General features: G+C 61.6%; 27 protein-coding genes and 1 pseudogene. 6 read left to right on the plus strand and 22 right to left on the minus strand.

Annotated elements, in window-relative coordinates; all coding sequences use genetic code 11:
• Position 1: 1 nt before the first annotated feature.
• The 7 genes from NKJ55_RS05090 to eno form a co-directional block, all read right to left on the minus strand.
• Positions 2-640 carry an SGNH/GDSL hydrolase family protein gene (locus NKJ55_RS05090; protein ID WP_352448941.1) on the minus strand — a complete coding sequence of 213 codons (639 nt, stop codon included), beginning with the start codon at positions 638-640 and terminating at the stop codon, positions 2-4.
• On the minus strand, positions 637-1,056 hold the full coding sequence (locus tag NKJ55_RS05095; protein ID WP_352448942.1) for a hypothetical protein: 420 nt from the start codon (positions 1,054-1,056) through the stop codon (positions 637-639). The genes NKJ55_RS05090 and NKJ55_RS05095 overlap by 4 nt, the downstream gene beginning before the upstream one ends.
• 17 nt (positions 1,057-1,073) lie before the next feature.
• Positions 1,074-2,450, minus strand: a complete 1,377-nt coding sequence (locus tag NKJ55_RS05100) for a pyruvate dehydrogenase complex dihydrolipoamide acetyltransferase (RefSeq protein ID WP_352448943.1) — start codon at positions 2,448-2,450, stop codon at positions 1,074-1,076.
• Between the two features lie 18 nt (positions 2,451-2,468).
• Positions 2,469-3,872: a pyruvate dehydrogenase complex E1 component subunit beta gene (locus NKJ55_RS05105; RefSeq protein WP_352448944.1), complete on the minus strand. Its 1,404-nt coding sequence runs from the start codon at positions 3,870-3,872 to the stop codon at positions 2,469-2,471.
• A gap of 15 nt (positions 3,873-3,887) precedes the next feature.
• On the minus strand, positions 3,888-4,877 hold the full coding sequence (gene pdhA / locus NKJ55_RS05110) for a pyruvate dehydrogenase (acetyl-transferring) E1 component subunit alpha (RefSeq protein WP_352448968.1): 990 nt from the start codon (positions 4,875-4,877) through the stop codon (positions 3,888-3,890).
• 222 nt (positions 4,878-5,099) lie between these two features.
• Entirely contained in the window at positions 5,100-5,420 is a 321-nt protein-coding gene (locus tag NKJ55_RS05115; RefSeq protein ID WP_023675088.1) for an FtsB family cell division protein, read from the minus strand.
• Positions 5,421-5,554: 134 nt separating this feature from the next.
• Entirely contained in the window at positions 5,555-6,829 is a 1,275-nt protein-coding gene (gene eno, locus NKJ55_RS05120) for a phosphopyruvate hydratase (protein WP_352448945.1), read from the minus strand.
• A gap of 203 nt (positions 6,830-7,032) precedes the next feature.
• Between eno and NKJ55_RS05125 the strand changes: the two genes are divergently transcribed.
• A complete protein-coding gene (locus NKJ55_RS05125) occupies positions 7,033-7,155 on the plus strand; it encodes a hypothetical protein (protein WP_084642452.1) in 123 nt (40 codons plus the stop codon).
• Between the two features lie 77 nt (positions 7,156-7,232).
• On the opposite strand, the gene NKJ55_RS05130 is transcribed toward NKJ55_RS05125, so the two are convergent.
• The 7 genes from NKJ55_RS05130 to NKJ55_RS05160 form a co-directional block, all read right to left on the minus strand.
• Positions 7,233-7,598 (minus strand): PRC-barrel domain-containing protein, encoded by a 366-nt coding sequence (locus NKJ55_RS05130; RefSeq protein WP_023675091.1) that lies wholly within the window; start codon positions 7,596-7,598, stop codon positions 7,233-7,235.
• A gap of 122 nt (positions 7,599-7,720) precedes the next feature.
• A complete protein-coding gene (gene kdsA / locus NKJ55_RS05135; RefSeq protein WP_352448946.1) occupies positions 7,721-8,572 on the minus strand; it encodes a 3-deoxy-8-phosphooctulonate synthase in 852 nt (283 codons plus the stop codon).
• Positions 8,569-9,456: a VOC family protein gene (locus NKJ55_RS05140; RefSeq protein ID WP_352448947.1), complete on the minus strand. Its 888-nt coding sequence runs from the start codon at positions 9,454-9,456 to the stop codon at positions 8,569-8,571. Before NKJ55_RS05140 ends, kdsA begins: the two co-directional genes overlap by 4 nt.
• Positions 9,457-9,552: 96 nt before the next feature.
• Positions 9,553-9,840: a Dabb family protein gene (locus tag NKJ55_RS05145; protein WP_023675094.1), complete on the minus strand. Its 288-nt coding sequence runs from the start codon at positions 9,838-9,840 to the stop codon at positions 9,553-9,555.
• A 101-nt stretch (positions 9,841-9,941) separates the two neighbouring features.
• On the minus strand, positions 9,942-10,076 hold the full coding sequence (locus tag NKJ55_RS05150) for a hypothetical protein (protein WP_023675095.1): 135 nt from the start codon (positions 10,074-10,076) through the stop codon (positions 9,942-9,944).
• A 368-nt stretch (positions 10,077-10,444) separates the two neighbouring features.
• Positions 10,445-12,424: a bifunctional 2',3'-cyclic-nucleotide 2'-phosphodiesterase/3'-nucleotidase gene (locus NKJ55_RS05155; RefSeq protein WP_352448948.1), complete on the minus strand. Its 1,980-nt coding sequence runs from the start codon at positions 12,422-12,424 to the stop codon at positions 10,445-10,447.
• A 131-nt stretch (positions 12,425-12,555) separates the two neighbouring features.
• Entirely contained in the window at positions 12,556-13,821 is a 1,266-nt protein-coding gene (locus NKJ55_RS05160; RefSeq protein ID WP_352448949.1) for an NAD(P)/FAD-dependent oxidoreductase, read from the minus strand.
• 180 nt (positions 13,822-14,001) lie between these two features.
• Here NKJ55_RS05160 and NKJ55_RS05165 point away from each other — a divergent pair, with 180 nt between their 5' ends.
• A complete protein-coding gene (locus NKJ55_RS05165) occupies positions 14,002-14,658 on the plus strand; it encodes a 5-formyltetrahydrofolate cyclo-ligase (protein WP_352448950.1) in 657 nt (218 codons plus the stop codon).
• A 12-nt stretch (positions 14,659-14,670) separates the two neighbouring features.
• Here NKJ55_RS05165 and NKJ55_RS05170 read toward each other — a convergent pair whose 3' ends face one another.
• Complete coding sequence (locus tag NKJ55_RS05170) at positions 14,671-15,144, minus strand: Lrp/AsnC family transcriptional regulator (protein WP_023675099.1); 474 nt, start codon at positions 15,142-15,144, stop codon at positions 14,671-14,673.
• Positions 15,145-15,300: 156 nt separating this feature from the next.
• Here NKJ55_RS05170 and ald point away from each other — a divergent pair, with 156 nt between their 5' ends.
• Complete coding sequence (ald, locus tag NKJ55_RS05175; RefSeq protein ID WP_352448951.1) at positions 15,301-16,416, plus strand: alanine dehydrogenase; 1,116 nt, start codon at positions 15,301-15,303, stop codon at positions 16,414-16,416.
• A 248-nt stretch (positions 16,417-16,664) separates the two neighbouring features.
• Here ald and NKJ55_RS05180 read toward each other — a convergent pair whose 3' ends face one another.
• From NKJ55_RS05180 to NKJ55_RS05205, 6 genes are all read right to left on the minus strand, one after another.
• On the minus strand, positions 16,665-17,132 hold the full coding sequence (locus tag NKJ55_RS05180; protein ID WP_023675101.1) for a DUF1203 domain-containing protein: 468 nt from the start codon (positions 17,130-17,132) through the stop codon (positions 16,665-16,667).
• 77 nt (positions 17,133-17,209) lie between these two features.
• Positions 17,210-18,016: a 4-hydroxy-tetrahydrodipicolinate reductase gene (gene dapB, locus NKJ55_RS05185; protein WP_352448952.1), complete on the minus strand. Its 807-nt coding sequence runs from the start codon at positions 18,014-18,016 to the stop codon at positions 17,210-17,212.
• A gap of 151 nt (positions 18,017-18,167) precedes the next feature.
• Positions 18,168-18,731, minus strand: a complete 564-nt coding sequence (locus NKJ55_RS05190) for a GNAT family N-acetyltransferase (RefSeq protein WP_352448953.1) — start codon at positions 18,729-18,731, stop codon at positions 18,168-18,170.
• Between the two features lie 5 nt (positions 18,732-18,736).
• Positions 18,737-19,588, minus strand: coding sequence for a 3-mercaptopyruvate sulfurtransferase (gene sseA / locus NKJ55_RS05195; RefSeq protein ID WP_352448954.1), 852 nt, complete (start codon positions 19,586-19,588; stop codon positions 18,737-18,739).
• A 35-nt stretch (positions 19,589-19,623) separates the two neighbouring features.
• Positions 19,624-20,367, minus strand: coding sequence for an alanyl-tRNA editing protein (locus NKJ55_RS05200; protein WP_023675105.1), 744 nt, complete (start codon positions 20,365-20,367; stop codon positions 19,624-19,626).
• Positions 20,367-21,401, minus strand: a complete 1,035-nt coding sequence (locus tag NKJ55_RS05205) for a cysteine synthase A (RefSeq protein ID WP_352448955.1) — start codon at positions 21,399-21,401, stop codon at positions 20,367-20,369. The genes NKJ55_RS05200 and NKJ55_RS05205 overlap by 1 nt, the downstream gene beginning before the upstream one ends.
• Before the next feature lie 215 nt (positions 21,402-21,616).
• On the opposite strand from NKJ55_RS05205, the gene NKJ55_RS05210 reads away from it, so the two are divergent.
• Both NKJ55_RS05210 and NKJ55_RS05215 read left to right on the plus strand, forming a co-directional pair.
• Complete coding sequence (locus NKJ55_RS05210; RefSeq protein WP_352448956.1) at positions 21,617-22,438, plus strand: SDR family oxidoreductase; 822 nt, start codon at positions 21,617-21,619, stop codon at positions 22,436-22,438.
• Positions 22,439-22,466: 28 nt separating this feature from the next.
• Positions 22,467-22,618 (plus strand): annotated as a pseudogene (locus NKJ55_RS05215) (alpha/beta hydrolase); the annotation flags it as partial.
• A gap of 102 nt (positions 22,619-22,720) precedes the next feature.
• On the opposite strand, the gene NKJ55_RS05220 reads toward NKJ55_RS05215, so the two are convergent.
• Positions 22,721-24,139, minus strand: coding sequence for a DEAD/DEAH box helicase (locus NKJ55_RS05220; protein ID WP_352448957.1), 1,419 nt, complete (start codon positions 24,137-24,139; stop codon positions 22,721-22,723).
• Between the two features lie 388 nt (positions 24,140-24,527).
• Between NKJ55_RS05220 and NKJ55_RS05225 the strand changes: the two genes are divergently transcribed.
• Positions 24,528-25,630: acyl-CoA carboxylase subunit beta (locus tag NKJ55_RS05225; protein WP_352448958.1), on the plus strand; the 1,103-nt coding region annotated here is incomplete at its 3' end.

Here is a 25,630-nt window from a genome sequence, read left to right on the forward strand (position 1 = left end):
TTCACAATTCCAACATGAGGCGCACGAGCGGCGCCAGCGCTTGCCCGACGTTCCGCGTGTTTTCTGCGTCGAGGTGGACGCCGTCGAGCGGCGTGGTTTTGGCCACCGTGCCGGCATCGAAGAAGCCGCAGCCGGCCTCGTCGGCAAGGGCGGAATATTGCGGCGCCAGCCGCTTTGACGCGTCATCGCCGCCAGCGAACATTTCCTTGAACTCGGCGTTTTCCGTGCGGCTGACTACGGGCGGCGCGACGATCAGGATCTGCGGAGCCGGCCAATCGAACGGGTAATCGTGACCGCGCACGATATCGATCAGGCGTTGCATGCCTTGCTTGGCCGCGACCGGATTACCATGAATCCACGGTTTCATATCGTTGGCGCCGAGCATGATGATGATCAAGTCGATCGGTGCGTGCGTCGTCAGGATTGTTGGCAACAGCCTTGCGCCATTGCGGTCCGCCCCGGCCAAGTGATCGTCGAAGGCGGTGGTTCGGCCATTCAGGCCTTCGGCGATGACCTCGACGCCGCTGCCCAATGCTGCCTGCAGCACGCTCGGCCAGCGATCTTCCAGCGGATGCCGGCCGAGGTTTGCCGCGTCATAGCCCCAGGTAAGCGAATCGCCGTAGCAGAGGACCGTCTTCATGTGCCTGCCCCGCCGAAACCTGGTTGCGAGCGCGCTAGTCGCCAGCGCACGAAAAGCCACTGGACCAGCACCGTAGCGATGCCCGGCAGGACGAGACCGGCGACTACGGGAAGATCGCCCGACCACTGGCTCTTGCCTGGGGGCTGGGAGAAAGTCCAGCCGATCAGGGCAACTCCAACGAGCACAAAAAACGCTACCCCTATGGTCGCCGTCAGCTTTGTTGCCCGTCGTGGGTCCGACATGAATTGTGCGATGAAGAACGCGACCGTCACGAGGACGGTGACGAGAACCGAGATCATGAACACAAGGATGTACTCTACGTCGGCATTGGTGGCGACGGCGAGCCACTGCGCCACCAATCCGCCCGCCAAACCGGAAAGAAAGAAGGCAAAAAGGCTGGTGAAGAATTTCCGCACCGCCCTGTTCCCCTCTCTTAAACCAGCATGCCCATCGGGTTTTCGACCATGCGTTTGAAGGCGACGAGCAGCTCGGCGCCGAGCGCACCGTCGACGGCGCGGTGATCGGTCGACAACGTCACCGACATGATCGTGGCGATCTTGATCTCGCCGTTCTTGACCACCGCGCGTTGCTCGCCGGCGCCGACCGCCAGGATCGTCGCATGCGGCGGGTTGATGACGGCAGAAAAATCCTTGATGCCGAACATGCCGAGATTGGACACCGCCGTGGTGCCACCCTGATATTCTTCCGGCTTCAGCTTGCGGCTGCGGGCGCGGCCGGCAAGATCCTTCATCTCGTTGGAGATGACGGACATCGTCTTTTCGTCAGCACGCCGGATGATCGGGGTGATCAGGCCGCCGGGGATCGATACGGCAACGCCGACATCGGCGTGCTTGTGCTTGATCATGGCGTTTTCTGTCCATGACGCATTGGCATCCGGAACCGCCATCAGCGCCATGGCAAGAGCCTTGATGACCATGTCGTTGACCGACAGCTTGTAGGCCGGCGTTTCGCCCTTCTCGGTCTTCTTCACCGGCGCGGCCGCATTGATCTGCGTGCGCAGGGCCAGAAGTGCGTCGAGCTCGCAGTCGAGCGTCAGATAGAAATGCGGGATGGTGGTCTTGGCTTCGACCAGCCGCCTCGCAATGGTCTTGCGCATATTGTCGTGCGGGATCAGCTCGTAGGAGCCTTCGGCAAACAGTTTGAGCACCTGCTCGTCCGACATCGCCTTGGGTGCTGCGGCCGCAGGTGCCGGAGCGCCGGCGGGCGCCGCTTTTGCTGCTGGTGCCGCCTTGGCGCCGCCACTGGAAATTGCGGCATCGACATCGGCCTTTACTACGCGGCCGCGGGGGCCGGAGCCTGTCAGCGCCGCGACATCGACGCCGGCTTCCCTGGCAATGCGCCGGGCCAGCGGCGAGGCGAAGATGCGCTCACCGCTTGCGTGGCCGTTGGCGACCGGCACCGCTTCCGCCTTAGGCGCAGGTGCGGCAGGCTCCTGCTTCGACGCTTCGGGCTTTGATGTTTCAGCTTTGGGGGCTTCCGCTTTCGGAGCCTCAGCCTTGGCCGGCGCAGCGCCATCACCGCTTTTGGCGGCAGAAGCAGCATCCTCGCCCTCGGCAGCCAGCACCGCGATCAGCGCATTGACCTTGACGCCTTCTGTGCCGGCCGGAACCACCAGCTTGGCGACCGTGCCCTCGTCGACGGCTTCGACTTCCATCGTCGCCTTGTCGGTCTCGATCTCGGCAATCACGTCGCCGGGCGAAACTTTATCGCCTTCCTTGACCAGCCACTTGGAAAGATTGCCCTCTTCCATTGTGGGCGACAGCGCCGGCATGGTGATGTTGATCGGCATTTTGTCCTCCCGCCCTGCTCAGCGATACGTGACGGCTTTGACCGCCTCGACGACCTCGCCGACATTGGGCAGCGCCAGCTTTTCGAGGTTCGCCGCATAGGGCATCGGCACGTCCTTGCCGGCAATTGTAATGACCGGTGCATCGAGGAAATCGAAGGCGCGCTGCGAGACCTGATTGGCGATATGGTCGCCGACCGAGTTCTGCGGAAAGCCTTCCTCGACCACCACGAGGCGATTGGTCTTTTTGACCGAGGCGATGATCGTGTCGAAGTCGAGCGGGCGGATGGTGCGCAAGTCGATGATCTCGGCATCGATGCCCATGCCGCGCAACTCCGCCTCCGCCTTGAGCGCGTAGGTCATGCCGATGCCGAACGAGACGATGGTCACGTCCTTGCCGGATTTGTGAATGCGCGCCTTGCCGATCGGCAACACGAAATCGTCCATCTTCGGCACGTCGAAGGAGTGGCCGTAAAGGATTTCGTTTTCGAGGAAGATGACCGGGTTCGGATCGCGGATCGCCGCCTTGAGCAGACCCTTGGCGTCGGCGGCGGTATAAGGCATCACCACCTTCAATCCAGGAATATGGCTGTACCAGGCGGCATAGCACTGCGAATGCTGCGCGGCGACGCGGGCAGCAGCGCCGTTCGGACCGCGAAAGACGATCGGGGCGCCCATCTGGCCGCCGGACATGTAGAGCGTCTTGGCGGCTGAATTGATGATCTGGTCGATCGCCTGCATGGCGAAGTTGAAGGTCATGAATTCGACGATCGGCTTCAGGCCGGCCATCGCCGCGCCAACACCAACGCCGGCAAAGCCGTGCTCGGTGATCGGCGTGTCGACCACGCGTCTCGGACCGAATTCCTGCAACAGGCCCTGTGTGATCTTGTAGGCGCCCTGGTACTCGGCGACTTCCTCGCCCATGACGAAGACGTCGCCGTCGCGGCGCATTTCCTCCGCCATTGCGTCGCGCAAGGCTTCACGCACTGTGGTCGAGACCATTTCGGTGCCGGCCGGGATGTCCGGATCGGCGGCAATTTCCAGCTTGGGCGAGGCGGCAACAGGTGCTGCCGCTTCGTTCTTGGCCGGAGCAGCCGCGGGCGGCGGAGCCGCCGCGGGCGCTTCCGCTTGCGACTCAATAGCCTCCTCGCCGATACCTTCGCCTGCCTCGTCGATGTCTTCGCCATCGACGGCCAGCACAGCGATCAGTGTGTTGACCTTGACACCCTCGGTGCCGGCAGGAACCACGATCTTGGCAAGCGTGCCGTCGTCCACGGCTTCGACTTCCATCGTTGCCTTGTCGGTCTCGATCTCGGCAATGGCGTCACCGGCCGCAACCTTGTCGCCCTCTTTCTTCAACCACTTGGAAACGTTACCCTCTTCCATGGTCGGCGAGAGGGCGGGCATGAGAATTTCGATCGGCATGTCCTTGCCCTCTCGTTAAAGTACGATGTCGGTCCAGAGCTCGGACAGATCCGGCTCCGCGTCGTTCTGGGCAAATTCTGCGGCGTCGGCGACAACGTCGCGGACTTCCTTGTCGATGGCCTTGAGCTCGTCCTCGCTTGCCCATTTCTTGTCGAGCAGCCGCGCTTTGACCTGCTCGATCGGGTCACGTTCGGAGCGCATTTTCTGCACTTCTTCCTTGGAGCGGTATTTTGCCGGATCCGACATCGAATGGCCGCGGTAACGATAGGTCTGCATTTCGAGAATGAGCGGCCCGTTGCCGGCGCGGCACCATTCGGCGGCGAGGTCGCCGGCTGCCTTTACAGCGCGCACATCCATGCCGTCGACCTGGATGCCTGGAATCTTGAAGGACGCGCCGCGGTGCGAGAAATCCGTCTCGGCCGACGAGCGCGAGACCGAGGTGCCCATGGCGTAGCGGTTGTTCTCGATAATGTAGATCACCGGAAGCTTCCACAGCGAGGCCATGTTGAAGCTTTCGTAGACCTGGCCCTGGTTCGCCGCGCCATCGCCGAAATAGGTCAGCGTCACATTGTTGTTGCCGCGATAGCGGTTGGCGAAGGCAATGCCGGTGCCGAGCGACACTTGCGCGCCGACGATGCCGTGGCCGCCGTAAAAATGCTTCTCCTTGGAGAACATGTGCATGGAGCCGCCCTTGCCTCTCGACAGGCCGCTACGGCGCCCGGTCAGTTCGGCCATGACGCCGCGCGGTGACAACTCCATGGCCAGCATATGACCATGGTCGCGATAGGCGGTGATCATCTGGTCGCCGTCGATCAGCGCCATCTTCATGCCGGTAACGACCGCTTCCTGGCCGATGTAGAGGTGGCAGAAACCGCCGATGAAGCCCATGCCGTAAAGCTGGCCGGCCTTTTCCTCGAAGCGGCGGATGAGCAGCATGTGCCGGTAGGCGGCAAGCTCCTGGTCTTTGGTGAATTCAACAGGCTTCGGGGTGGAAAGGCCCGGCATCTTGCCGTCTGATTTGGATTTGGCAGGCGCTTTTCTGGTGGCGGTGGCCATGCATCACTCCCTGTTGGCGTCTCTTGGCGGACAGCGAGGGAGATCAGTTCTCCCACCGATTTGAGACAGGCTAACATGCAGGGAAGGCTTTCGCCATGCCGAAAACGCATGGCTGTCATGCATCTAAGCAATTAAAATCATTGCAAATATCGCTGATTAACTGAGATCAGGTTATCTTGCGACCGGCAGCATGATGGTGATCTCGTCGGCGTGGGACAGATTAAGCGCCTTGCGCGCCTGCTCGTCCAGCATGTCCTTCTCCAGCGTGCCCTCATGCATCAGCTGAACGCGGCGCTCGAGATCGATCCGGCGCGCCCTGACGGCATCGAGCCTGCCCTGCAATTCGGCAGTCTCAGCTTCGAGCTGATACTTGGAATAGATGCCGAACTCGCCATGATAGGCATGGAAACCGAAATAAGTCAGGAACACCACGCAGAGCGAGGGGATGATCAGCCGGCCGGTGTTTCTTTGCTTGTGCTGGCGTGTCCACATGGTCCGAATCCTCTACGCCGCCTTTGTCGCCCGATTGTGCTTAATGGACGGTTACAGCCTGTTGGATTCAGAGCCTGGAAGCAAAAAAGGGCGGGAATGTCCCCGCCCTCGTCGCCACGGTTTTTCTCTCGAAATCAGATTTTCACGATCGACTTGCCGGCATATCGCGCCTGCTTGCCGAGCTCCTCCTCAATGCGGATGAGCTGGTTGTACTTGGCCATGCGATCCGAGCGCGACAGCGAGCCCGTCTTGATCTGCCCGCAATTGGTGGCAACGGCGAGGTCGGCGATGGTCGAATCCTCGGTCTCGCCCGAGCGGTGCGACATCACCGCGGTATAGCCGGCCTTGTGCGCGGTCTCGACGGCGTCGAGCGTTTCGGTAAGCGAGCCGATCTGGTTGACCTTGACCAGGATCGAATTGGCGACACCCATGCGGATGCCGTCGCGCAGCCGCGCCGTGTTGGTGACGAACAGATCGTCGCCAACCAACTGCGTTTGCTTGCCGATGAGATCAGTCAGCATTTTCCAACCGTCCCAATCATCCTCGGCCAGGCCGTCCTCAATGGTGATGATCGGGTAGTCGGCAGCGAGTTTGGCCAGATATCTGGCCTGCGCCTTCGGGTCGCGGGTTTTCCTCTCGCCTTCATAGACGTAGTTGCCATCCTTGAAGAATTCGGTCGCCGCGCAGTCGAGGCCTAGGGCAACCTCCTCGCCGGGCTTGAAGCCAGCCTGCTCGATCGATTCCATGATGAAGTCGAGCGCGGCCGGCGCGCTCTTCAGGTTGGGGGCAAAGCCGCCCTCGTCGCCGACATTGGTGTTATGGCCGGCGTCCTTCAGCTTCTTTCGCAGCGTATGAAAGATCTCCGAGCCCCAGCGCACGCCGTCGCGCAGCGTCGGCGCGCCGATCGGCAGGATCATGAATTCCTGGAAATCGATCGGGTTGTCGGCATGCGCGCCGCCATTGATGATGTTCATCATAGGCACCGGCAGCACATGGGCCTTGGTGCCGCCGACATAACGATAGAACGGCAGGTCGGCCGCTTCGGCTGCGGCCTTGGCCACAGCCAGCGACACGCCGAGGATGGCATTGGCGCCGAGCCGGCTCTTGTTGGGCGTACCATCGAGCTCGATCATGGTCTGGTCGATATGGATCTGATTCTCTGCCTCCATGCCGCCGATCGCCTCGAACAGCTCGCCGTTCACCGCCTCGACCGCCGTGAGCACGCCCTTGCCGAGATAGCGGGGGCCGCCATCGCGCAGTTCGACCGCCTCATGCGCGCCGGTCGAGGCGCCGGACGGCACCGCGGCGCGACCCATCGAGCCGTCTTCAAGCACGACGTCGACCTCGACGGTCGGATTTCCGCGGCTGTCCAGGATTTCACGCCCGACAATGTCGATGATGGCCGTCATTGCGATGTCCCCGATTGATCGATTGAAGCGTCGCGCACCTCTTAGCCAAAGCGCCGCAAAACGCAATCGGGGCACTTGCAAATATTGCCCGTGCGCTACGGGATTCACGAAGCACGAAGCGCTGTCATCATTTGTCATACGCGGCATGCCGGTTTCTGATTTATGGCTGTTGTCGCGCGGGGCGAAACAGGAGGAGTTTCGCCATGTCCCAGTTGAGCGGTATTGTGAGTTTGTTCCTGATCGCGGCTGCGTTCCTGACGTCGTGCGACAATCAGCAACCCCCGCAGGGATCGTCGCCTTTGCCGGCCCTGCAGATTGCGCAGTAGCATCCCGCCACATCGAAAGGCCCCCGATTTCCAGGGGGCCTTTTTGATTCCAGGAGACTTAGTCAGTGCCAGTAAGGTCAGTGCCAGTAAGGCTCGACCTTGTAGTAGTTGTATGAGGCGTCACGCGCGGCCTCGCCGTCGGCGCCGGTCAGCTCGTTGATCGAATAGGAAGGAGCGGCCATCAGCTGGTCTTTGGTGAACGGCACGACATAGCCGCCTTTGTTCTCATCGTAGTCAAGGCTCGCCCACGGAATGGCGTGGTATTTCTCGCCGATGCCGAGAAATCCGCCAAAACCGATCACGGCAAACATGATTCCGTTCGACAGTTTGTCGAGCATGACGTCCTCGATGTCGCCGATATGAGTGCCTTCAGTATTGTAGACCGATGTGCCGATAACCCGCGAAGCGGCGATGGCTTCGGTGTGTCCCGTCTGGGTCGTCATGGTGTGCTCCTCGTCGTCGTTGACATTAGATTTTGACAATGAGGGCCGCGGGCTAAGGTTCCAGGCGGGTTCGAAATTCTTCAAAGTTTTCTTGGCCGCGCTGCTGTGGCGCAACTGCTGGTTCAACCCACGCTTTTGGCAATGCGATCGAACGCCATCAGCCGTTCAAGCAATGCGGGAAGATCCTTTAGCGGCACCATGTTGGGACCGTCGGAAGGCGCGTTGTCGGGGTCCTGGTGCGTCTCGATGAAGACGCCGGCGACGCCAACCGCGACGGCCGCGCGCGCCAGCGTCTCGACAAAGCGCCGGTCGCCTCCAGACGAACCGCCCTGCCCACCCGGCTGCTGCACGGAATGGGTGGCATCGAAAATCACCGGCGCGCCGATCTCGGCCATGATCGGCAGCGCCCGCATGTCGGACACCAGGGTGTTGTAACCAAAGGATGCGCCGCGCTCGGTGACCAAGACATTGGCGTTGCCGGAGCCGATGATTTTGGCGACGACGTTCTTCATGTCCCACGGCGCGAGGAATTGCCCCTTCTTCACATTGACCACCTTGCCGGTTCTTGCCGCAGCAATCAGCAAATCGGTCTGGCGGCTGAGGAAGGCAGGAATCTGCAGGATATCGGCATGCAGAGCGACGATCGCGCATTGTTCCTCAGTGTGGACGTCGGTCAGGATCGGCAGCGAAAAATTCTTGCGCAAGTCGTCGAAGATCGGCATTGCCGCTTCAAGTCCCGCACCGCGCGTGCCGCCGAGCGAGGTGCGATTGGCCTTGTCGTAGCTGGTCTTGTAGACGAGTCCGATGCCGAGCCTTTCAGTCAATTCCTTTAGCGCACCAGCCATGTCGAAAGCGTGCTGCCGCGATTCCAGCTGGCATGGACCGGCGATCAGCGATAGGGGCGCGCTGTTGCCGAAAATGACCTTGCCGATCGCAATGGAAGAATTTGGCATCAGAGGATTGAGCTTGTTCATGCGATCTCCCGGAAAATGAAGGCTGCGCCCTGCCCTGGCGCCGGCGGCACGATGGTATCACCGCCGCGCATGTGGTGTTCGACGGAATTGGCTGCAAGCAGCTTGGCGACGGCATCGCCGTGCCTAATCGAAAAGACGATCCCAGCAAAGCGGAGTTCAGATGGTGCGCCGGCAGGAATGCCGAAGCGTGCCGAATAGGCTGCAGGATCCAGAACGGTCACGACGGCATTCGGCAGCTCATAGACAGTGCGGCCGCCCTGCGCCTCGATTCCGGCTGCGATCGAAATCAAACGGCCTTGTTCGAAAGGTTCGCCAGTGACTGCCACGACTTCGACAATGCCGGTTGCGCCATTAGCGTGGGCCTGCAACGCAGTGCGGTCGACGTTCGGCGCATTGATCCGCTCGCAGGCGAAGAGAAAAGCGTCCGTTGCCTTGCCTGTAGCCGCGAAGGCCAGTTTGAACGATGCGGTGTCGCTCTTTCCCGTCGCATCGGTGAAGGCGCGCGAAAAGCTTAGCGCGTCTCCCGCCGACAGACCGGCTTCCATGTAGCGCGCGTGGTCCGCGGCGGCGCTTTCGGTGCCCAGCGCCACGGCAGAAAATCCTTCATCGCCGTTTTCTTCGCGATACGTGCGATCACGCACGACAAAGACATTGCGGTTCGCGATCGCCGTCGCCGCGGCCTGCCGGTCAGCGACCGCGAGCGGCTCGAGATAGGTGCCGTCGGTGAGAAAGACACAGCAGTTTTCCGTTCCGAAGGGATGGATACCCGTCGGCGCAACGGTAAAGCCGAGCAAGGTCAAGCGCGCCCGCGCAACATCGAGGCTCGCGGTCGGCAACACCAGGTGATCGAGCGGATGAGGGCTTGCGGAGGTGTTCTCGGTCATGTCCCGCGCGGTGTGCCTCATTCCTTAAAATCGTTCAAGGGCTTGGCCGGCGCCTCAGCGGAAAGACCACATCAGCGCGTAGGAGACGGCGGGTCGTCAACTTGCCACGATATCGGCCGAATAACGCAATTCGCGCAGCGGTTTTACCCGGCTGGTGGTCTCTGCATAGAGCGGATGCGCCTTGTAGGCGGCGAGCGCTGCCTCGTCCTCGAACTCGGCATAGACGACCACATCGATTTCATCCGAGAGTGGGTCGACCTTGGTGTTGAGCATCACCTCGAAATGGCGCGAGTGGGGTATCTCGCCGAGCGCCAGCAGACCCGTACGCACTGCCTCGACGTCCGCTTTACGCCGCGCGCTGAAGAAAACGATATGCCGGATCAACCCAGCCTCCTGGACCGTTGGACCGGCGTTCTTTTGTGTCAGCGGGAGCGTGCCGTCAATCGGCAGGATGTCGCGTCGCGAACCGTGACGAAGAAGAGAAACTACACCATGCTGGTTACATAGTGCACGACGCGGGTCACCTCCCTGATGGTCCTGTCGAGATAGCGGCCTTGGTTGTAAATGCCGTCCCAGATCAGGAAAAAGGTGACGGTCGTGATGATGATGACATAACGCATGGCTAAAACTAGCGTATATGGATGCTTGCAACCATAGTGATTCCGGCCCTGCTGGGACCCTCCCCGAATTTTAACGGCCTTTGGTCTGTCCGCTGCGATGCTTGCTGGCCAGAATGGCGCTACCGCTGCAGGGCGCCTTGGAAAGATAACCCCGCTCGGCTTCGACGACCGCTTCCCGCCTCGATCGACCAACTGCCACACGATTATTCCGGTGGGATTTCGACGGACGCGCTGGATCTGGTCATGCCGCCGTCAAGCGGCGTTTCGCACCACCTGCTTGAAGAGGCCCCCTGTCTCAAACGGATTGGCCGTATCGGGACAGTATCTTAACGCTGAGACAGTTTCGAGCCGACGCTCAAATCCTTGCCTCAAAGCGTGATGCGGTATTTTGCAAAGCCCGCTTCGCCCTCGCCCGCCGGCTCGATCTTCAGCGACTTCACTTGCGCAATAAACTCCTTCGCCTTGGCGCCGGTCTCGAATACGACGCTGGTTCCCGGTAGTGGCGCAAACGACCAGTTGGCGTCCGCCGACGGGTTGATGGTGCCTTTGCTGACGATATAGCGCACGATCACGTCGCGGTTGGTGTCGGGCGCTTCGTAGATGACTTTCGAGGCATTGATCTCCGGGAAATTGCCGCCGCCGCCGGCTCGGTAGTTGTTGGTGGCGACGACGAATTTCCGCATGGGACCAATTGGTTTGCCGTCGAACATCAAGTCAATGATGCGGGTCGAGCCGGTGTTCACCAGCCCGCCCTTCGAATCATATTTCGGTGGCTGCGACAGATCGATCTTGTATGTGACGCCGTCGATCACGTCGAAATTATAGGATGGGAAGTCAGTGTTGATGAGCGCCTGGTCGGCTTTGCCCGGTTCGATCCGGTTGAAGATGCCGGCCGACATTTCCAGCCATTCCTTCACCTCTGCCCCGGTGATTTCGACGGCGCGCACCGTGTTTGGATAGAGGTAGAGGTCGGCGACGTTCTTGATGGCGATATCGCCCACCGGCACGTCGGTGTAATAGTCGGCGCCGTTGCGCCCGCCCGCCTTGAACGGTGCCGCCGCCGACAACAGCGGCATATCCTTCCACTCTGTGTTCTTCAGGATGTCCTTCAAGTACCAGGTCTGCGCCTGGCTGACGATCTGCACCGATGGATCGTCGGCGACCAGCGCAAAATAGGAATAGAGCGGCGCCGAGGTTTTGCCGACCGGCCGGCGCACATAGGCAAGCGTCGCCTCGTGGTCCTGTTTGAGCGCGTCGACGATGCGCTGGTCGTCCGCGACGGTCGGCTTGTTCGTCTTGTCGACCCGCTCAAAGATCGGCCTGGCCTCAGAGGTCGTCGAAACGATTTTCCACGTTGATCCGTCGCGCTCCAGCAACAGATCGATCAGCCCCATGTGCGCGCCCCAGAAGCCGGCCATGACGGCGGGCTTGCCTTGCAACGTGCCTTTCGCCGTATCGACGGCGCCCAGCGACTGAAAGTCCTTCTTGCCGGGGAAGACCAGATGCTGGTGACCGGTGAACACCGCATCGATACCTTCGACACCGGCAACGAAGAAGGAGGCGTTCTCCATCATGTCACTTTGCTTCACGTCGATGCCGGAATGGGAGAGCGCAATGACGATGTCGGCGCCTTCTTCCTTCATTTGCGGCACCCACGCCTTGGCCGCCTCGACGATGTCGCGTGTTTTGACGCTGCCCTCGAGATTTTTCAGGTCCCAGACCATGATCTGCGGCGGCACGAAGCCGATGATGCCGATCCTGATCGGTTGCTCGGCGCCCGACCCGTCTTTGATCTTCCTGTCGAGGATGACGTAAGGCTTGAGATAAAGCCTGTCGTCGCGCGGGTTCGCGGCGAGCTCCGTGCCGCGGATCAAATTCGCGCAGACAAACGGGAAATTGGCACCGGCCAGCACCTTGTCCATGAACGACAGGCCGTAGTTGAACTCGTGGTTGCCGAGCGTCGAGCATTCGTAGCCGAGCAGGTTCATGCCCTTCATGACCGGATGCAGATCGCCATCCTTCATCCCCCTCTCGTAGGCGATGTAGTCGCCCATCGGGTTACCTTGCAGAAGGTCGCCATTATCGATCAGCATCGCGTTGGTTGCTTCCTTGCGCACGGCTTCAATCAACGATGCCGTTCGCGACAGCCCCATCGTGTCGTTAGCTTTGTCGGCGTAGTAGTCGTAAGGCAGCACATTCACGTGGATGTCGGTCGTCTCCATAATCCTCAGATGCGCCTGATTGGCTTGAGCCCGGGCGGAGAACGGGTGCAGCATGATCAGCGCTCCGCTGGCGGCGACGCTGGCGAGGAAATCGCGGCGTGAGACGAGGTGGCGCAATTGGGACATTCGTTTTCTCTTTCTTCCACGACGTGACAAGTCCTGCCCGAAGCAAAGCTTCGCGCCGAAATCCAGTCGAGTCCAGAAGCCGATTCCATCAAGAGGAGGTGACGCGCCGATGAATGTCCGGCAGCGAACAATCAGCCCTTGTCGTCGTCGCCCTGCGTGATCAGCCGCGCGCTGCGCTGACCGGTGAAGTAGATCCATAGCCAACTCAGGGAAACCGCAAGCCGGTTACGAAAGCCGATCAGGAAGTAGATATGCGCCAAGCCCCATAGCCACCAGGCAAGCCGGCCGGTAAGCTTGATCCAGCCGAAATCGATGGCCGCGGCGCGCTTGCCGATCGTCGCCAGGTCGCCGTCATGCCTGTAGCTGAAAGGACGCGGTGTCGTGTCACCGGTAAGCCTTGCCTTGATCGTCGCGGCGACGTGCCGTCCCTGCTGCTTGGCGGCGGGCGCGACGCCCGGCACCAGCCGGCCATCCGGCCGCAGGACGTGCGCTGCGTCACCGATGACGAAAATCTCCGGGTTTCCCGGTACAGTGAGGTCGGGCTCGACAAGCACCCTGCCCGCGCGGTCCGCTGCCGCGCCGAGCCATTCGGCGGCCGGCGAAGCGGCGACGCCCGCCGCCCACAGGATTGTCCTGGCCGGCAAATGTGTGTCGCCGAAGACGACACCCTCGGCATCGCAGCGCGTAACCGCCCGGCCGAGTTCGACGGTCACGCCGAGCCGTTCGAGCGCCTTCGTTGCATAATCGGAGAGTTCCGGCGCGAAATTGGCAAGGATGCGTTCGCCGGCCTCAATCAGCACCACACGCGTCTCGCGCGTGTCGATGTTGCGGAACTCGCCGCGCAGCGTGTCATGCGCCAGTTCGGCAATCGTGCCGGCCAATTCCACGCCGGTCGGCCCGCCGCCGACGATCGCCAGGGTCAGCAATGCCTGGCGCTGGGCGGGATCGGTTTCCCGCTCGGCCTGCTCGAAAGCCAAAAGAATACGCCGTCGAATGGTGGTGGCGTCCTCCAGTGTCTTCAGGCCCGGCGCGAACGGCTTCCATTCGTCATGGCCGAAATAGGCGTGCCGCGCACCGGTGGCCAACAGCAACGTGTCGTAGGCGACCGCTCCGCCATCCTGCAGCAGCACGCGCTTGCCGGTGCGGTCGGTGCCAGTCACAGTGGCAAGCAGCGTCGTCACGTCCTTGCGTTTGCGCAGGAGATGGCGGATCGGCCAGGCGACTTCGGAGGTTGCCAGCGCCGTCGTCGCCACCTGGTAGAGCAGCGGCTGAAAGAGGTGATGATTGCGCCTATCGATCATGGTGATGCGCACCGGCGCGCTGGTAAGTGCGCGGGTGAATTCGAGGCCGCCGAAACCGGCGCCTACGACGACGACGTGATGGTTGGCTGTATTCATCTCACTCATCCCTCTCGCCAAGGGTGATGTAAGTATCCTTGTGCAGTGCAGCAATGCCTGCGCTGCAACTGCGTGGGAGTCGTCGCTTGATGTCGTGAATACGCATGCTGCAGACTCATTCCCGGATATAGCCTACGTCCCGGATATGGCTTGGTCGGAACAGTATATTGCAGGTGAAGCATGGCTAAGAATGAAGACGAAAGCTCAGCGCAATACGCCTCGCCGCCTTGTTTTATGCACGAGCTCGATCCGGAGTTCCAAGCGCCGCTATCCGACTGGACCGACGTAAGGCGCTGGCGCAAGGCCGAGCGCGAGCGGTTGATCGTATCCCGCCTTGTCGTTTCGGCCGACACGCGCGCAGCCATGTCGCAGCGCATTGCCGAAGGGCTCGACGCGGTGATCGGCGACATCGCCGGCCGCATGGTCAGCCTCTATTGGCCGTTTCGCGGCGAGCCGGACCTGCGCCCGTGGATGGAAACCGTTAACGCGCGGGGCGGGCGCACGGCGTTGCCCGTCGTTGTCGAGAAAGACCGGCCGCTTGTCTTTCGCGCCTATACCCACGGAGACCGGCTGGAGAAGGGCGTCTGGAATATCCCGATACCGGCCGACGGTGATCCGGTGTTGCCCGACATCGTCATTTCGCCGATTGTCGGCATCGATCCTGGGCAGTTTCGCCTGGGTTATGGCGGCGGCTTCTTCGATCGCACGCTTGCCGCGATGCCCTTCAAACCGCTGGTCATCGGCGTCGGCTACGAACTGCAGCGCATCGCCACCATCTACCCGCAGCCGCACGACATTCCGATGGACCGTGTGGTGACCGAGGCAGTCAACACCTAGGCGAGTTCGGGCCTAGGCGAGTTCAGGCTTCATTCCCACGGCCGTGCGATCGACGATTTCGCGCAAGGCAAAAGACGAATTGATCTTCGTCACATGCGGCATTGCCGACAGCCACTCCTTGTGGATACGTTCGTAGTCGACGAGATCCTTTGCCGCTATGCGCAGGATGTAGTCATATTCGCCCGACATCAAATGGCAGGATAGGACGTTCGGGCAGCGCTTTATCGCTGCCTCGAAATCCGACAACGTCTTCTCGAATTGCCCGGACAGCGATATATGCACGATCGCCGTCATCTGGTGCCCAAGTGCAGCGTTGGACAGCCGTGCGTGATAGCCGCGGATGGTTCCGGATTTCTCCAGATTGTCCAGCCGCCGCGAACAGGCCGACTGCGACAGGCCAACCTTCTCGGCGAGCGCTGCGTTGGGTATCCGCCCGTCTTTCTGCAGCGTCTCGAGAATGGCGATATCAATCCTGTCGAGCGGCATTTTTGCGGGTTCCTGCGATAATTCTAATGTTTTGCGCAACGATTATCGAACAGTGGACTCTCTGGCAAGCGCATTCGCAAACACTTACCGAACGATTCGTGGTTCACTATCTCTAGACAGGGAACGAGCCCCAAAGGGCCGGATCAGGAGAAAACAATGCGCGTCGGTTGCCCCCGGGAAATCAAGAACCATGAATACCGCGTCGGCCTGACACCGGGTTCGGTCCGTGAATATGTCGCGCATGGCCATGAAGTGCTGATCGAGACCGGCGCCAGCGCCGGCATCGGCGCCGATGACAACGCGTATCGCGCCGCCGGCGCCACGATTGCCAAAACGGCCGCCGACGTTTTTGCCAAGTCTGACATGATCGTGAAGGTCAAGGAGCCGCAGCCCAACGAATGGGTTCAGCTCCGCGACGGCCAGATCCTCTATACCTATCTGCATCTTGCCCCGGATCCGGAGCAGACCAAGGGTCTGCTGGCCTCCGGCGTGACCGCAATAGCCTACGAGACCGTCACCGACGAGCGCGGCGGTCTGCCGCTGCTAGCACCGATGTCGGAAGTCGCCGGCCGCCTGTCGATCCAGGCGGGCGCAACGGCGCTGCAAAAGGCCAATGGTGGCCGCGGCGTGCTACTTGGCGGCGTGCCCGGCGTGCTCCCCGGCAAGGTAACCGTGCTCGGCGGCGGCGTCGTCGGCCTGCATGCTGCACGGATGGCCGCCGGCCTTGGCGCCGACGTCACCATCATTGACCGCTCGATCCCGCGCCTGCGTCAGCTCGACGACATCTTTGGCGGCCGCGTCCACACCCGCTACTCGACCGTAGAGGCGCTGGAGGAAGAATGTTTTTCGGCTGACATCGTCGTCGGCGCCGTGCTGATCCCGGGGGCAGCAGCGCCCAAGCTGGTGACGCGCGAAATGCTGTCGGGCATGAAGAAAGGCGCCGTGCTGGTCGACGTCGCCATCGACCAGGGCGGCTGCTTCGAGACCTCGCACGCCACCACCCATGCCGAGCCGACCTATGAGGTCGACGGCGTCATCCACTATTGCGTCGCCAACATGCCGGGTGCGGTGCCGGTCACCTCGGCCCACGCGCTCAATAATGCGACGCTGCATTATGGCCTGCAGCTCGCCGACAAGGGCATAAAGGCGCTGGTAGACGACCACCATCTGCGCAACGGGCTGAACGTCCACAAGGGCAAGATCACGAATCGCGCAGTGGCCGAAGCGCTCGGTTACGACCTGGTCGAGCCGAAGGCCGTTCTCGCCGCCTGAGCTGTCCGAATCTGCCTCTCCAGTGCCCGTCGGATTCGTCCGACGGGTTTTTTCTTATGTCGAAAAACTGAAAAGTGTCGGGCGCGCGGAATAACCGGACAACAAAAAAGCGGAGCCAAAGCCCCGCTTCCTCGGTTGTCGAAAATTCCCGCCGGTTCATCCGCGGTCGGCAAATCGATCGACAGTGTCTTTCTACCGCTTGTATGCGACGGGAGTACGACAGCCCCAAGCCGGTGCAGCCTGTCCGGTTACGCGCGGTCGATCCGGCACTGATAACAATTGTTGCGCGCCGAGCGGATGTGGACGTAAGCGATGTCGTCGCGTTCGAACAACGTCTCTGCCCGTGCGGCAATGGCGTCGGTCGGAATGACGCCGCCGCTGCCGTAAACGATGCGGTCGTCCTTGCCATAACCGCGCACAATGTAATCGCTGCTTTCGAGCATTTCGGGAAGCATTTTCCCCTCGGCGGCGCGTTCGCATTCTTTCGCATGCAGAAAGATCGGCCCCGTTTCGGCATAAGGCTGCAGCTCCGGAAAAGGCCGATAGGCCAAAACAAGATAGGCTTCTCCCACAGCAATATTTTTCAAGCAATGACGGCAAGGCACGCCGTCGCCATCCGAAAGTTGCCGCTCTGGCTTCAAGCCATAAGCATCCGGCCCGCCGCGCTGAAGTGCCCGGACAGCATTGGTTGGCAAGGCTTTGAATTTTAGCGTCATGGCAAAATCTCCGGTGTCGTCGACCGGAAATTATGCTCGCAAGGCAGAGCTTCCCACCCGATTCTTGCCGAAATGGATCAATCCATCAGCGCGTCGAGACCACGAACCAGACCTTTGATCTGCTGTACCCGTCTGATGGCGAGCAGCGTGCCCGCCACGTAAGGCGCCGCGGACGAGCCGGCGTCGTGGCGTATGGTCAGCCGCTCGTCTGGCAGACCGAACAGCGCCTCGCAGGACAGGATGTAGGACGGCAGGCGAAGCGCGTGCACTTGCACCCCCTCGCCTGCGCCGACCGCACCACCGCGTGTGGCCGGCACGCCGGAGACCTCGGAGACCGGCTTTGCCGTTGAGGCCTTGCGGATGTCGGCCAGCGCTTCAGCAAGCTCTCGTGCGGTTCCGGAGGGCGCGTCGGGCTTCTTTGCACTAGCATAATCGATGACCTCGACATCCGGCACGTATTTTGCCGCCATAAGTGCAAACCGCTTCATCAGCGTGGCGGTGATGGAAAAGTTGCCGGCGGCAACGACGCCGACGCCATTAGCGCGCGCCGCGGCGTCGATCTCGGCATAATCGGCAGCTCCCAGTCCCGACGTGCCGATCACCGTATGCCGTCCGTTGTCGATGGCGAGCAGCACATGGTCTTTCACGACATGCGGCTTGGTGAAGTCGACCAGCACGTCCGACGGCGCCTCCAGCGCCTCGGCCAGCGAGGCCGAAACGGCAATACCATTAGCCGGCATACCAACCAGCAGACCGGAATCCTGCCCCGCGCCGCTGCGTGATACAGCCCCGGCCAGCGCCATGTCGCCCTGCGCCCCGATCGCCGGAACCAGCGCTTTGCCGACCCAGCCGGTCGCGCCGGCCATTACCACGCGTATTGCCATCGTGCGATCCTCCATCACCCATCGGGTTTTTAGACGATAGCGATATGGAAAGAGCCAAGCTCATTCAAGTCGAGCTCGCCTTTGAGTGTTGATCCAGAGACTCTGGGACATTGCAAAGACAAGCTGAAGCGCGGATGAACGGGCCTGAAAATCAGGGCCGCATGACGCTGGCCGCGCGCTCGGCAAAAGACATCGGATGTACGACCTCCTTTTTTTGCGCCACTGGCGTAAAGCCGAGTTTTTGATAGAGCGGCAGTGCTGCTGGGTGATCGAGGGTGCAGGTCTGCACCGTCACCCGCTTTGGCCCGTGCGACCATGCCGCGGCGATTGCCGCACCGAGGAACCAGCGGCCGATGCCTTGCCCGGTCGCGTGCTCCATCATTCCGAAATAAGCGAGTTCCACTTCCTCCGGCAAATGCGGCTTGAGGTCGAAGAAGCCGGCCGGCGCACCATCCAGATAAAGCACCCTGATGTCGCGGTCCTCGCGGTGGATGCCCGCCGCAAGCTCCTCGTCGCTCAGCCTCAGCACATTGACCCAGTGCCATTTGCGGCCCACCCGATCCATCAAATAGCGGTAGAAATGCAGCGGAATGTCTTTGGTCTTGAGCAGCGCGATCTGGCGGTTGTACGGCAGCGGCGGCGAATACGCAGGCGGCACATGCATTTCGAGAAACGTCACGGTGACGTCGATGTCTTCCAGCGATCCGTCTTCCATCCCCGTCAGTCCTTGCCCGTCACGACGGGCGTGTCGGAAAGCCCGCCCCATTCGGTCCATGAACCGTCATAAAGCCTGTCGTCGGCATGGCCGAGCGTCTCCAAAGCCAGCGTGACAGCTGCCGCGGTGACGCCCGACCCGCAGGAGGTGACGACCGGCTTCGACAGGTCGATGCCGGCTCCTTCGATCACTTTGCGCAGCCTGTCCTTCGGCAACAATTCGCCGTTTTCCGAAAGCGCCGAAAATGGCACGTTGTGCGCGCCCGGCATATGGCCGGAGCGTATGCCGGGGCGCGGCTCCGGCTCGGTGCCGGCAAAACGGCCAGGCGAGCGCGCGTCGGCGATCTGGCTCTCCCCCGTCTCGACGATCCGGCGCATGTCGGCAAGGCTGGCGACGCGGGCGGCATCGAAGTTGGCATAAAACACGCAAGGCGCGATCTTCGTCGGCTCCGCCGTCACCGGCCGTCCGGCGGCTTTCCAACGATCGAAGCCGCCGTCGAGTATATAGACCTGGAACACGCCCATGACGCGAAACAACCACCAGGCGCGCGGTGCAGAAAAGAACCCTGGCCCGTCATAGACAACAATCGTGTCATCGGCCGAAATACCCATCGCGCCGACATATTGCGCGAAATGCTGCGGCGACGGCAGCGTGTGCGGCAGAGCCGCGTCAGGATCCGAAACCGCATCCTGGTCGAGGAAGCGGGCGCCTGGAATATGCGCTACGTCGTACTCGGCGCGCGCGTCACGCTTTTGCGCCGGCAGATACCAGGACGCGTCGACAATCGTCAGGCCGGGTTCGCCGAGCCGCTTCTGTAACCAATCGGCATCGATGGTGAAAGGACTGTCGTCGGCCATCTTTTCTCTCCTGTCCCGTCCGTCGCAGTCCTATATCAGGCTGGCGGCATAGGACCAAAGCGAATGCGGAAGCGCCGGTTCTCGCGGCCCTTCTTCTCGATCTTGCCGATATGGATCTCGCCGATTTCGCTGGTGCTCTTTACATGGGTGCCGCCGCAAGGCTGGCTGTCGATCGAAGCGTTCTCGCCGATGCAGACCAATCGGATCCTTCCCGTGCCGGCCGGGGGCCGCACATTCTTGGATTTCACCAAGCCCGGATTGGATGCCAGTTCCTCGTCGGAAATGAGCCGGGTGAAGATCGGGTGGTCGGCTCGCACCAGCTCCATCAGTCTGGCCGTCACGTCTTCCTTGGTAAAGCCGGCGTCCGGGATGTCGAAATCGATACGGCTGTCGTCCTCGGAAACCGCGGCGCCGGTGATCGGGAACGGACAGACGACGGTAAGCAGGTGGCAGGCAGAATGCATGCGCATCAGCAACTGCCGCCGCGGCCAGTCGATGGCGAGCCTCATGCGCTCGCCCACCTTTGGAACTGCCTGCTCCGGCGCCGGCACATGGATGATCTCGTCCTTGGTTTCGCCGGTGATCGTAGCGGCAATCGCTATGCCGGTGCCGTCGGCGCGTTCGAGGCTGCCGGTGTCGCCCGGCTGCCCGCCCGATGTGGCGTAAAACACCGTCCGGTCCAGAATGATGCCGCCGCGATCATTGACTGCGACGACGGTGGCGTCGGCCGTTCCCAGATAGGCGTCGTCACGAAACAGCGCTTCGGTCTTGTGCGCCATCACGTAACCCTTTCGAACGGTACCGAAATCGTGCGCTGTTGCTCCATCCAGCCCGGCACCGGCAGCTTCTTTTCGCGCAGGAATTCAGGATTGAACAGCTTCGACTGGTAGCGCGTGCCGTAGTCGCAAAGCATGGTCACGATGGTGTGGCCGGGGCCTAGCTCGCGCGCCAGGCGAATGGTGCCGGCAATGTTGATGCCCGTCGAACCGCCAACGCAAAGCCCCTCCTCCTGGATCAGGTCGAATACGATCGGCAGCGCGTCCTCGTCGGGGATCTGGAAGGCAAAATCGGGTGTAAAGCCTTGGAGGTTGGCGGTGATCCGCCCCTGCCCGATGCCTTCGGTGATCGAACTGCCCTCGGATTTCAGCTCGCCGCTGGTGTAGAAGGAATAGAGCGCTGCCCCCAGCGGATCGGCCAGCGCGATCTTGACCTGGTTGTTTCTGGCCTTCAGCCCGAAACCGACGCCTGCCAGAGTGCCGCCGGAACCGACCGCCGACACGAAACCATCCACCTTGCCGTCGGTCTGGTTCCAGATTTCTTCGGCCGTGGTGCGGATATGGCCGTCACGGTTGGCGACATTGTCGAACTGGTTGGCCCAGATCGCGCCGTTCGGCTCGCTCTTCGCCATCTGCTCGGCCAGCCGGCCCGACAGCTTCACGTAATTGTTCGGGTTCTTGTAAGGCACGGCGGGCACTTCGATCAGCTCGGCGCCGAGCAGTTTGATTGTATCCTTCTTCTCCTGGCTCTGGGTGTCGGGAATGACGATCACCGTGCGGTAGCCGAGCGCCTTGGCAACCAGTGTCAATCCGATGCCGGTGTTGCCAGCCGTCCCCTCGACGATGACGCCGCCGGGCCGCAGCAGCCCGCGCTGTTCCGCATCGCGGATGATAAACAGGCCGGCGCGGTCCTTTACCGACTGCCCGGGATTCATGAATTCGGCCTTGCCCAGGATCTCGCAGCCGGTTGCTTCCGAGGCCTTGTTGAGGCGGATCAGGGGCGTGTTGCCGATCACGTCGATCACAGAACGGGGCATGGAGATTCCTTTGTGGGTGCGGCGAAACCCTAGAAACCCGAAGCTTCGGTTTCAAGGCAAGAATTTGCCTGGTCCAGTCGCATTTCGCACACTGCAATTCCTGCAGCCAGGAGCGCCCGACCGGTATTCATTTCAACCATGTACCGAAAGGCACTCTTTTCATTCGATTTCTTCACCGGTAGAGCACAGGCTAAGAAGAGCCGGCGGGGCGCAACATGACACTCTATCGGGCCAATCCGAAGCATGGCGTCGCCTGGATTACGGGCGGCAGCAGCGGTATCGGCCGTTCGCTGGCCAAGGATCTTGCCGCTCGGGGCTATGTCGTCGCGGTGACTGCGCCAGATGACCATCCGATCGATACGCTCATCGTCGAAACGGCGCAGATGGCGGGCCGTGTCGCAGCCTATCCTTGCGACGTGACCGACGAAAAACGCATGGCGAAGACGGTTGCAGCGATCGAGAAAGATCTCGGTCCGATCGTGTTGGCAGTGTTCAACGCTGGAAGCTATATCGCAACGCCGGGCGAGGATCTTGTGGCGCGCAATTTCCGTCGGTCTTTCGAAGTCAATTATTTTGGCATCGTCAATGGCCTGCTGCCGGTCATCGAACGCATGCGCGTGCGCTCGCGCGGCCATGTCGTGCTGATCGGTTCGGTCACCGCCTATTTCGGCTGGCCCACCACCGCCGCCTATGGCGGCACCAAGGCGGCGGTCAATATCCTGGCCGAGTCGCTGAAATACGATTTCGACAAGATGAACGTCCGCATCCAGGTGATTAATCCGGGCTTTGTCGACACGCGGCTGACCGAAAAGAACTTCCTGCCGATGCCGGGCTTGATGCCGGTCAATCTGGCCTCGCGCCGCATCGCGCAAGGCATCGAATACGGCGGCTTCGAAGTCACTTTCCCACGCCGCCTGAGTTGGACGCTGAAGTTGCTCAGGATGCTGCCGAGGCCGTTCTGCCGATGGGTGATCAGCACGGTCACCCGCTGGAATGCGCGGCCATTGAATTTCGACCGCAAGCCGCCAGTCGAGTAGGATCGGTGATGGGCGAGCGATCGTGTTTGCGGGTCGCTGGGGCGCCGCACATGAATTGGTGCCGGTCGACGATACCGGCGACCCGGACAACCACGTCATTGCCGGCGACGCGCTGTCGCATCGACCACGGCTTTCCTCGCGCAGCGGATCGTCGTGTCGATCGAGGCGGTGGTAAGGTGACCCAAAGGCCCCCAAGCAAGAGGGCGACCGAAGCATCGCTCCGGTCGCCCTCTTCAATCGTGTGTGACCAAGCCAGGCTTGGCCGACCGCAACACGGTCAGATTATGCGGCCCGCGCTGCTGGCCGCTTGCCGCCGAAGCGGCGCTTGTTATTGCCCTTGAAGGGCTTGGCGCCTTCCGGCTTGCGCTCGCCCGCAAAGGCCGGCTTGTCGCCGAACCGCTTCTTGCCGAAGCCGTTGTTTGCGCCGCTGGGCCGCCTGCCGTCGCGACGGCCATTGTGGTCGTTGCGATCATTGGCCGGTTCGAAGCTGCGCTCGTTCTTCTCGGCGGGATTGCGCTGCGGATCGGGGCTGCCGAGATGGTCGGCAACGATCGGCAGCTTGGTGCGGATGATGCGCTCGACCTGACGCAGCTTGCTGTTTTCAGACGGGTCGCAGAGTGTGATGGCGATGCCGTCCATGCCGTTGCGGCCGGTGCGGCCGATCCGGTGGACATAGCTCTCCGCCTCGTCCGGCAGGTCGAAATTCACCACATGGCTGATGCCGGGCACGTCGATGCCGCGTGCCGCAATGTCGGTCGCCACGAGAATGCGCACCGAACCCTCACGGAAATCGTTGAGTGCCTTCTGACGGGCATTCTGCGACTTGTTGCCGTGGATGACAGCGGCCTTGAAGCCGTCGCGCTCGAGATCCTTGGTCACCCTGTCGGCGCCATGCTTGGTGCGCGAGAAGATGATGACGGACTTCATCGCCTCACCGGCAAGCATGTTGGCCAGCACCTGGCGCTTCTGCTTGGTGCGGGCAAAGACGACACCCTGCACGATTTCGGCTGCCGCGGTGCTGTGAGGAGCGACTTCGACGCGGATCGGGTTCTTCAGCAGGCCTTTCGCCAGTTCGGCGATCTCGGCCGGCATAGTCGCCGAGAACAGCACCGTCTGACGGTCCGGCGCCGTTGCCCTGGCGATGCGCTTCACGTCGTTGATGAAGCCCATGTCGAGCATGCGGTCGCCTTCGTCGAGCACCAGCCATTTGGTGTCGGCAAGCATCAGGTCGCCTTCACGCACAAGGTCGGTCAGCCGACCGGGCGTTGCGATCAGGATGTCGACGCCGGGCGCAACCTTCTTCACCTGGCTGAAGCGCGAGACGCCGCCCAGCACGAGCGCGGTCGATACATGCGCGCCCTTGGCGAGCAGCTTGATCATCTCCTCGATCTGCACCGCGAGTTCACGTGTCGGCGCCAGGATCAGCGCGCGGGCCGTCTTCGGCCGGCGCTTGGTGCCAAGTGCGATGATCTTCGACAGGATCGGCAGCGCGAACGCCGCCGTCTTGCCCGAGCCGGTCTGGGCGATGCCGAAAATGTCGCGGCCTTCGAGCTGCGGCGGGATCGCCTGGGCCTGGATCGGCTTCGGATCGGTAAAGCCGGCGGCATTGGTGGCCTTGAGCAGTGCGCCGGTAATTCCAAGTGCGGCGAAACCGTTCAGTTCCCCAGTGTCCTTACCGGTCAAAGTGTTTTCATTGGTCAAAATATTCTTCTTTCATGCGGCTCCTGGCCGCAAACATCAATGGGCGGCAGGGCGCAACCTGCCGTCGAAAATTGTCATGAAACGACAAGGCGGGCGGACATTATCGTCCGCACGGCTGCGCTGTCGTGCCCGCAGGCATCATGCCACGGGGCTTTTTCGCCGCCTTGCCGATCTGTCGGGAAGAGGGAAAACAGACGCAACCAGTCTCATTCGTCGAGAAGGCCGGATTATCCCGGCCCAAGCGCCTATGCCGCCGCATATGGCCCAGTTCCCATCGAAATGCAAGGGGCCCGATGCTGCAGCGCAGCAAAAGCCATGAGGAAGCGGCGCTTGCGCTCTCTCGCGGGCATGATTACCACAATGCAGCTTTCCGTTTCGGGGACCGGTCATGAAGGACGTGCTGAAGGAACTCGAGCGCCGCCGCGAGATCGCCCGCATGGGCGGCGGCCAGGCCCGCATCGACGCCCAGCACAAGAAGGGCAAGCTGACCGCCCGCGAACGCATAGACGTCTTTCTCGACGAGGGCTCGTTCGAGGAGTTCGACATGTATGTCGAGCACCGCTCGACCGATTTCGGCATGGAGAAAACCAAGATCGCCGGCGACGGCGTCGTTACGGGCTGGGGCACCGTCAACGGTCGCCCGGTCTATCTTTTCGCCAAGGATTTCACCGTGTTCGGCGGCTCGCTGTCCGAGGCGCATGCCGAAAAGGTGGTCAAGGTCCAGGAGATGGCGCTGCGCAATCGCGCGCCGATCATCGGCCTTTACGACGCCGGCGGCGCCCGCATCCAGGAAGGCGTGGCGGCGCTCGGCGGCTATGCCGAGATCTTCCAGCGCAATGTACTGGCCTCCGGCGTCATCCCGCAGATTTCACTGATCATGGGCCCCTGCGCCGGCGGCGATGTCTATTCGCCGGCGATGACTGACTTCATCTTCATGGTTCGCGAAACCTCCTACATGTTCGTCACCGGGCCGGATGTGGTGAAGACCGTAACCAACGAGACGGTCACCGCCGAAAGCCTCGGCGGCGCTTCTATCCACACGACGAAGTCCTCGATCGCCGACGGAGCCTACGACAATGACGTCGAGGCGCTGCTGCAGATGCGCCGGCTGGTCGATCTGCTGCCCGCTTCCAACACGGCGGAAATTCCCGAGATCGAATGCTACCAGTCGGTCACCGATCACGATCTGTCGCTCGACAGGCTGATCCCCGACAATGCCAACAAACCCTACGACATCAAAGAGTTGATCCTTAAAGTTGCCGACGAGGGTGACTTCTTCGAGATCCAGCAGAATTTTGCGAAAAACATCGTCACCGGCTTCGGCCGTATCGAGGGCCGCAGCGTCGGCTTCGTCGCCAACCAGCCGATGGTGCTGGCCGGCGTGCTCGATTCGGATGCCAGCCGCAAGGCGGCTCGTTTCGTGCGCTTCTGCGACTGCTTCTCGATCCCGATCGTCACCTTCGTCGACGTGCCGGGCTTCCTGCCCGGCAC

Origin of the sequence: Mesorhizobium sp. M0106, from assembly GCF_040322715.1 — a bacterium.
Classification (GTDB): domain Bacteria; phylum Pseudomonadota; class Alphaproteobacteria; order Rhizobiales; family Rhizobiaceae; genus Mesorhizobium.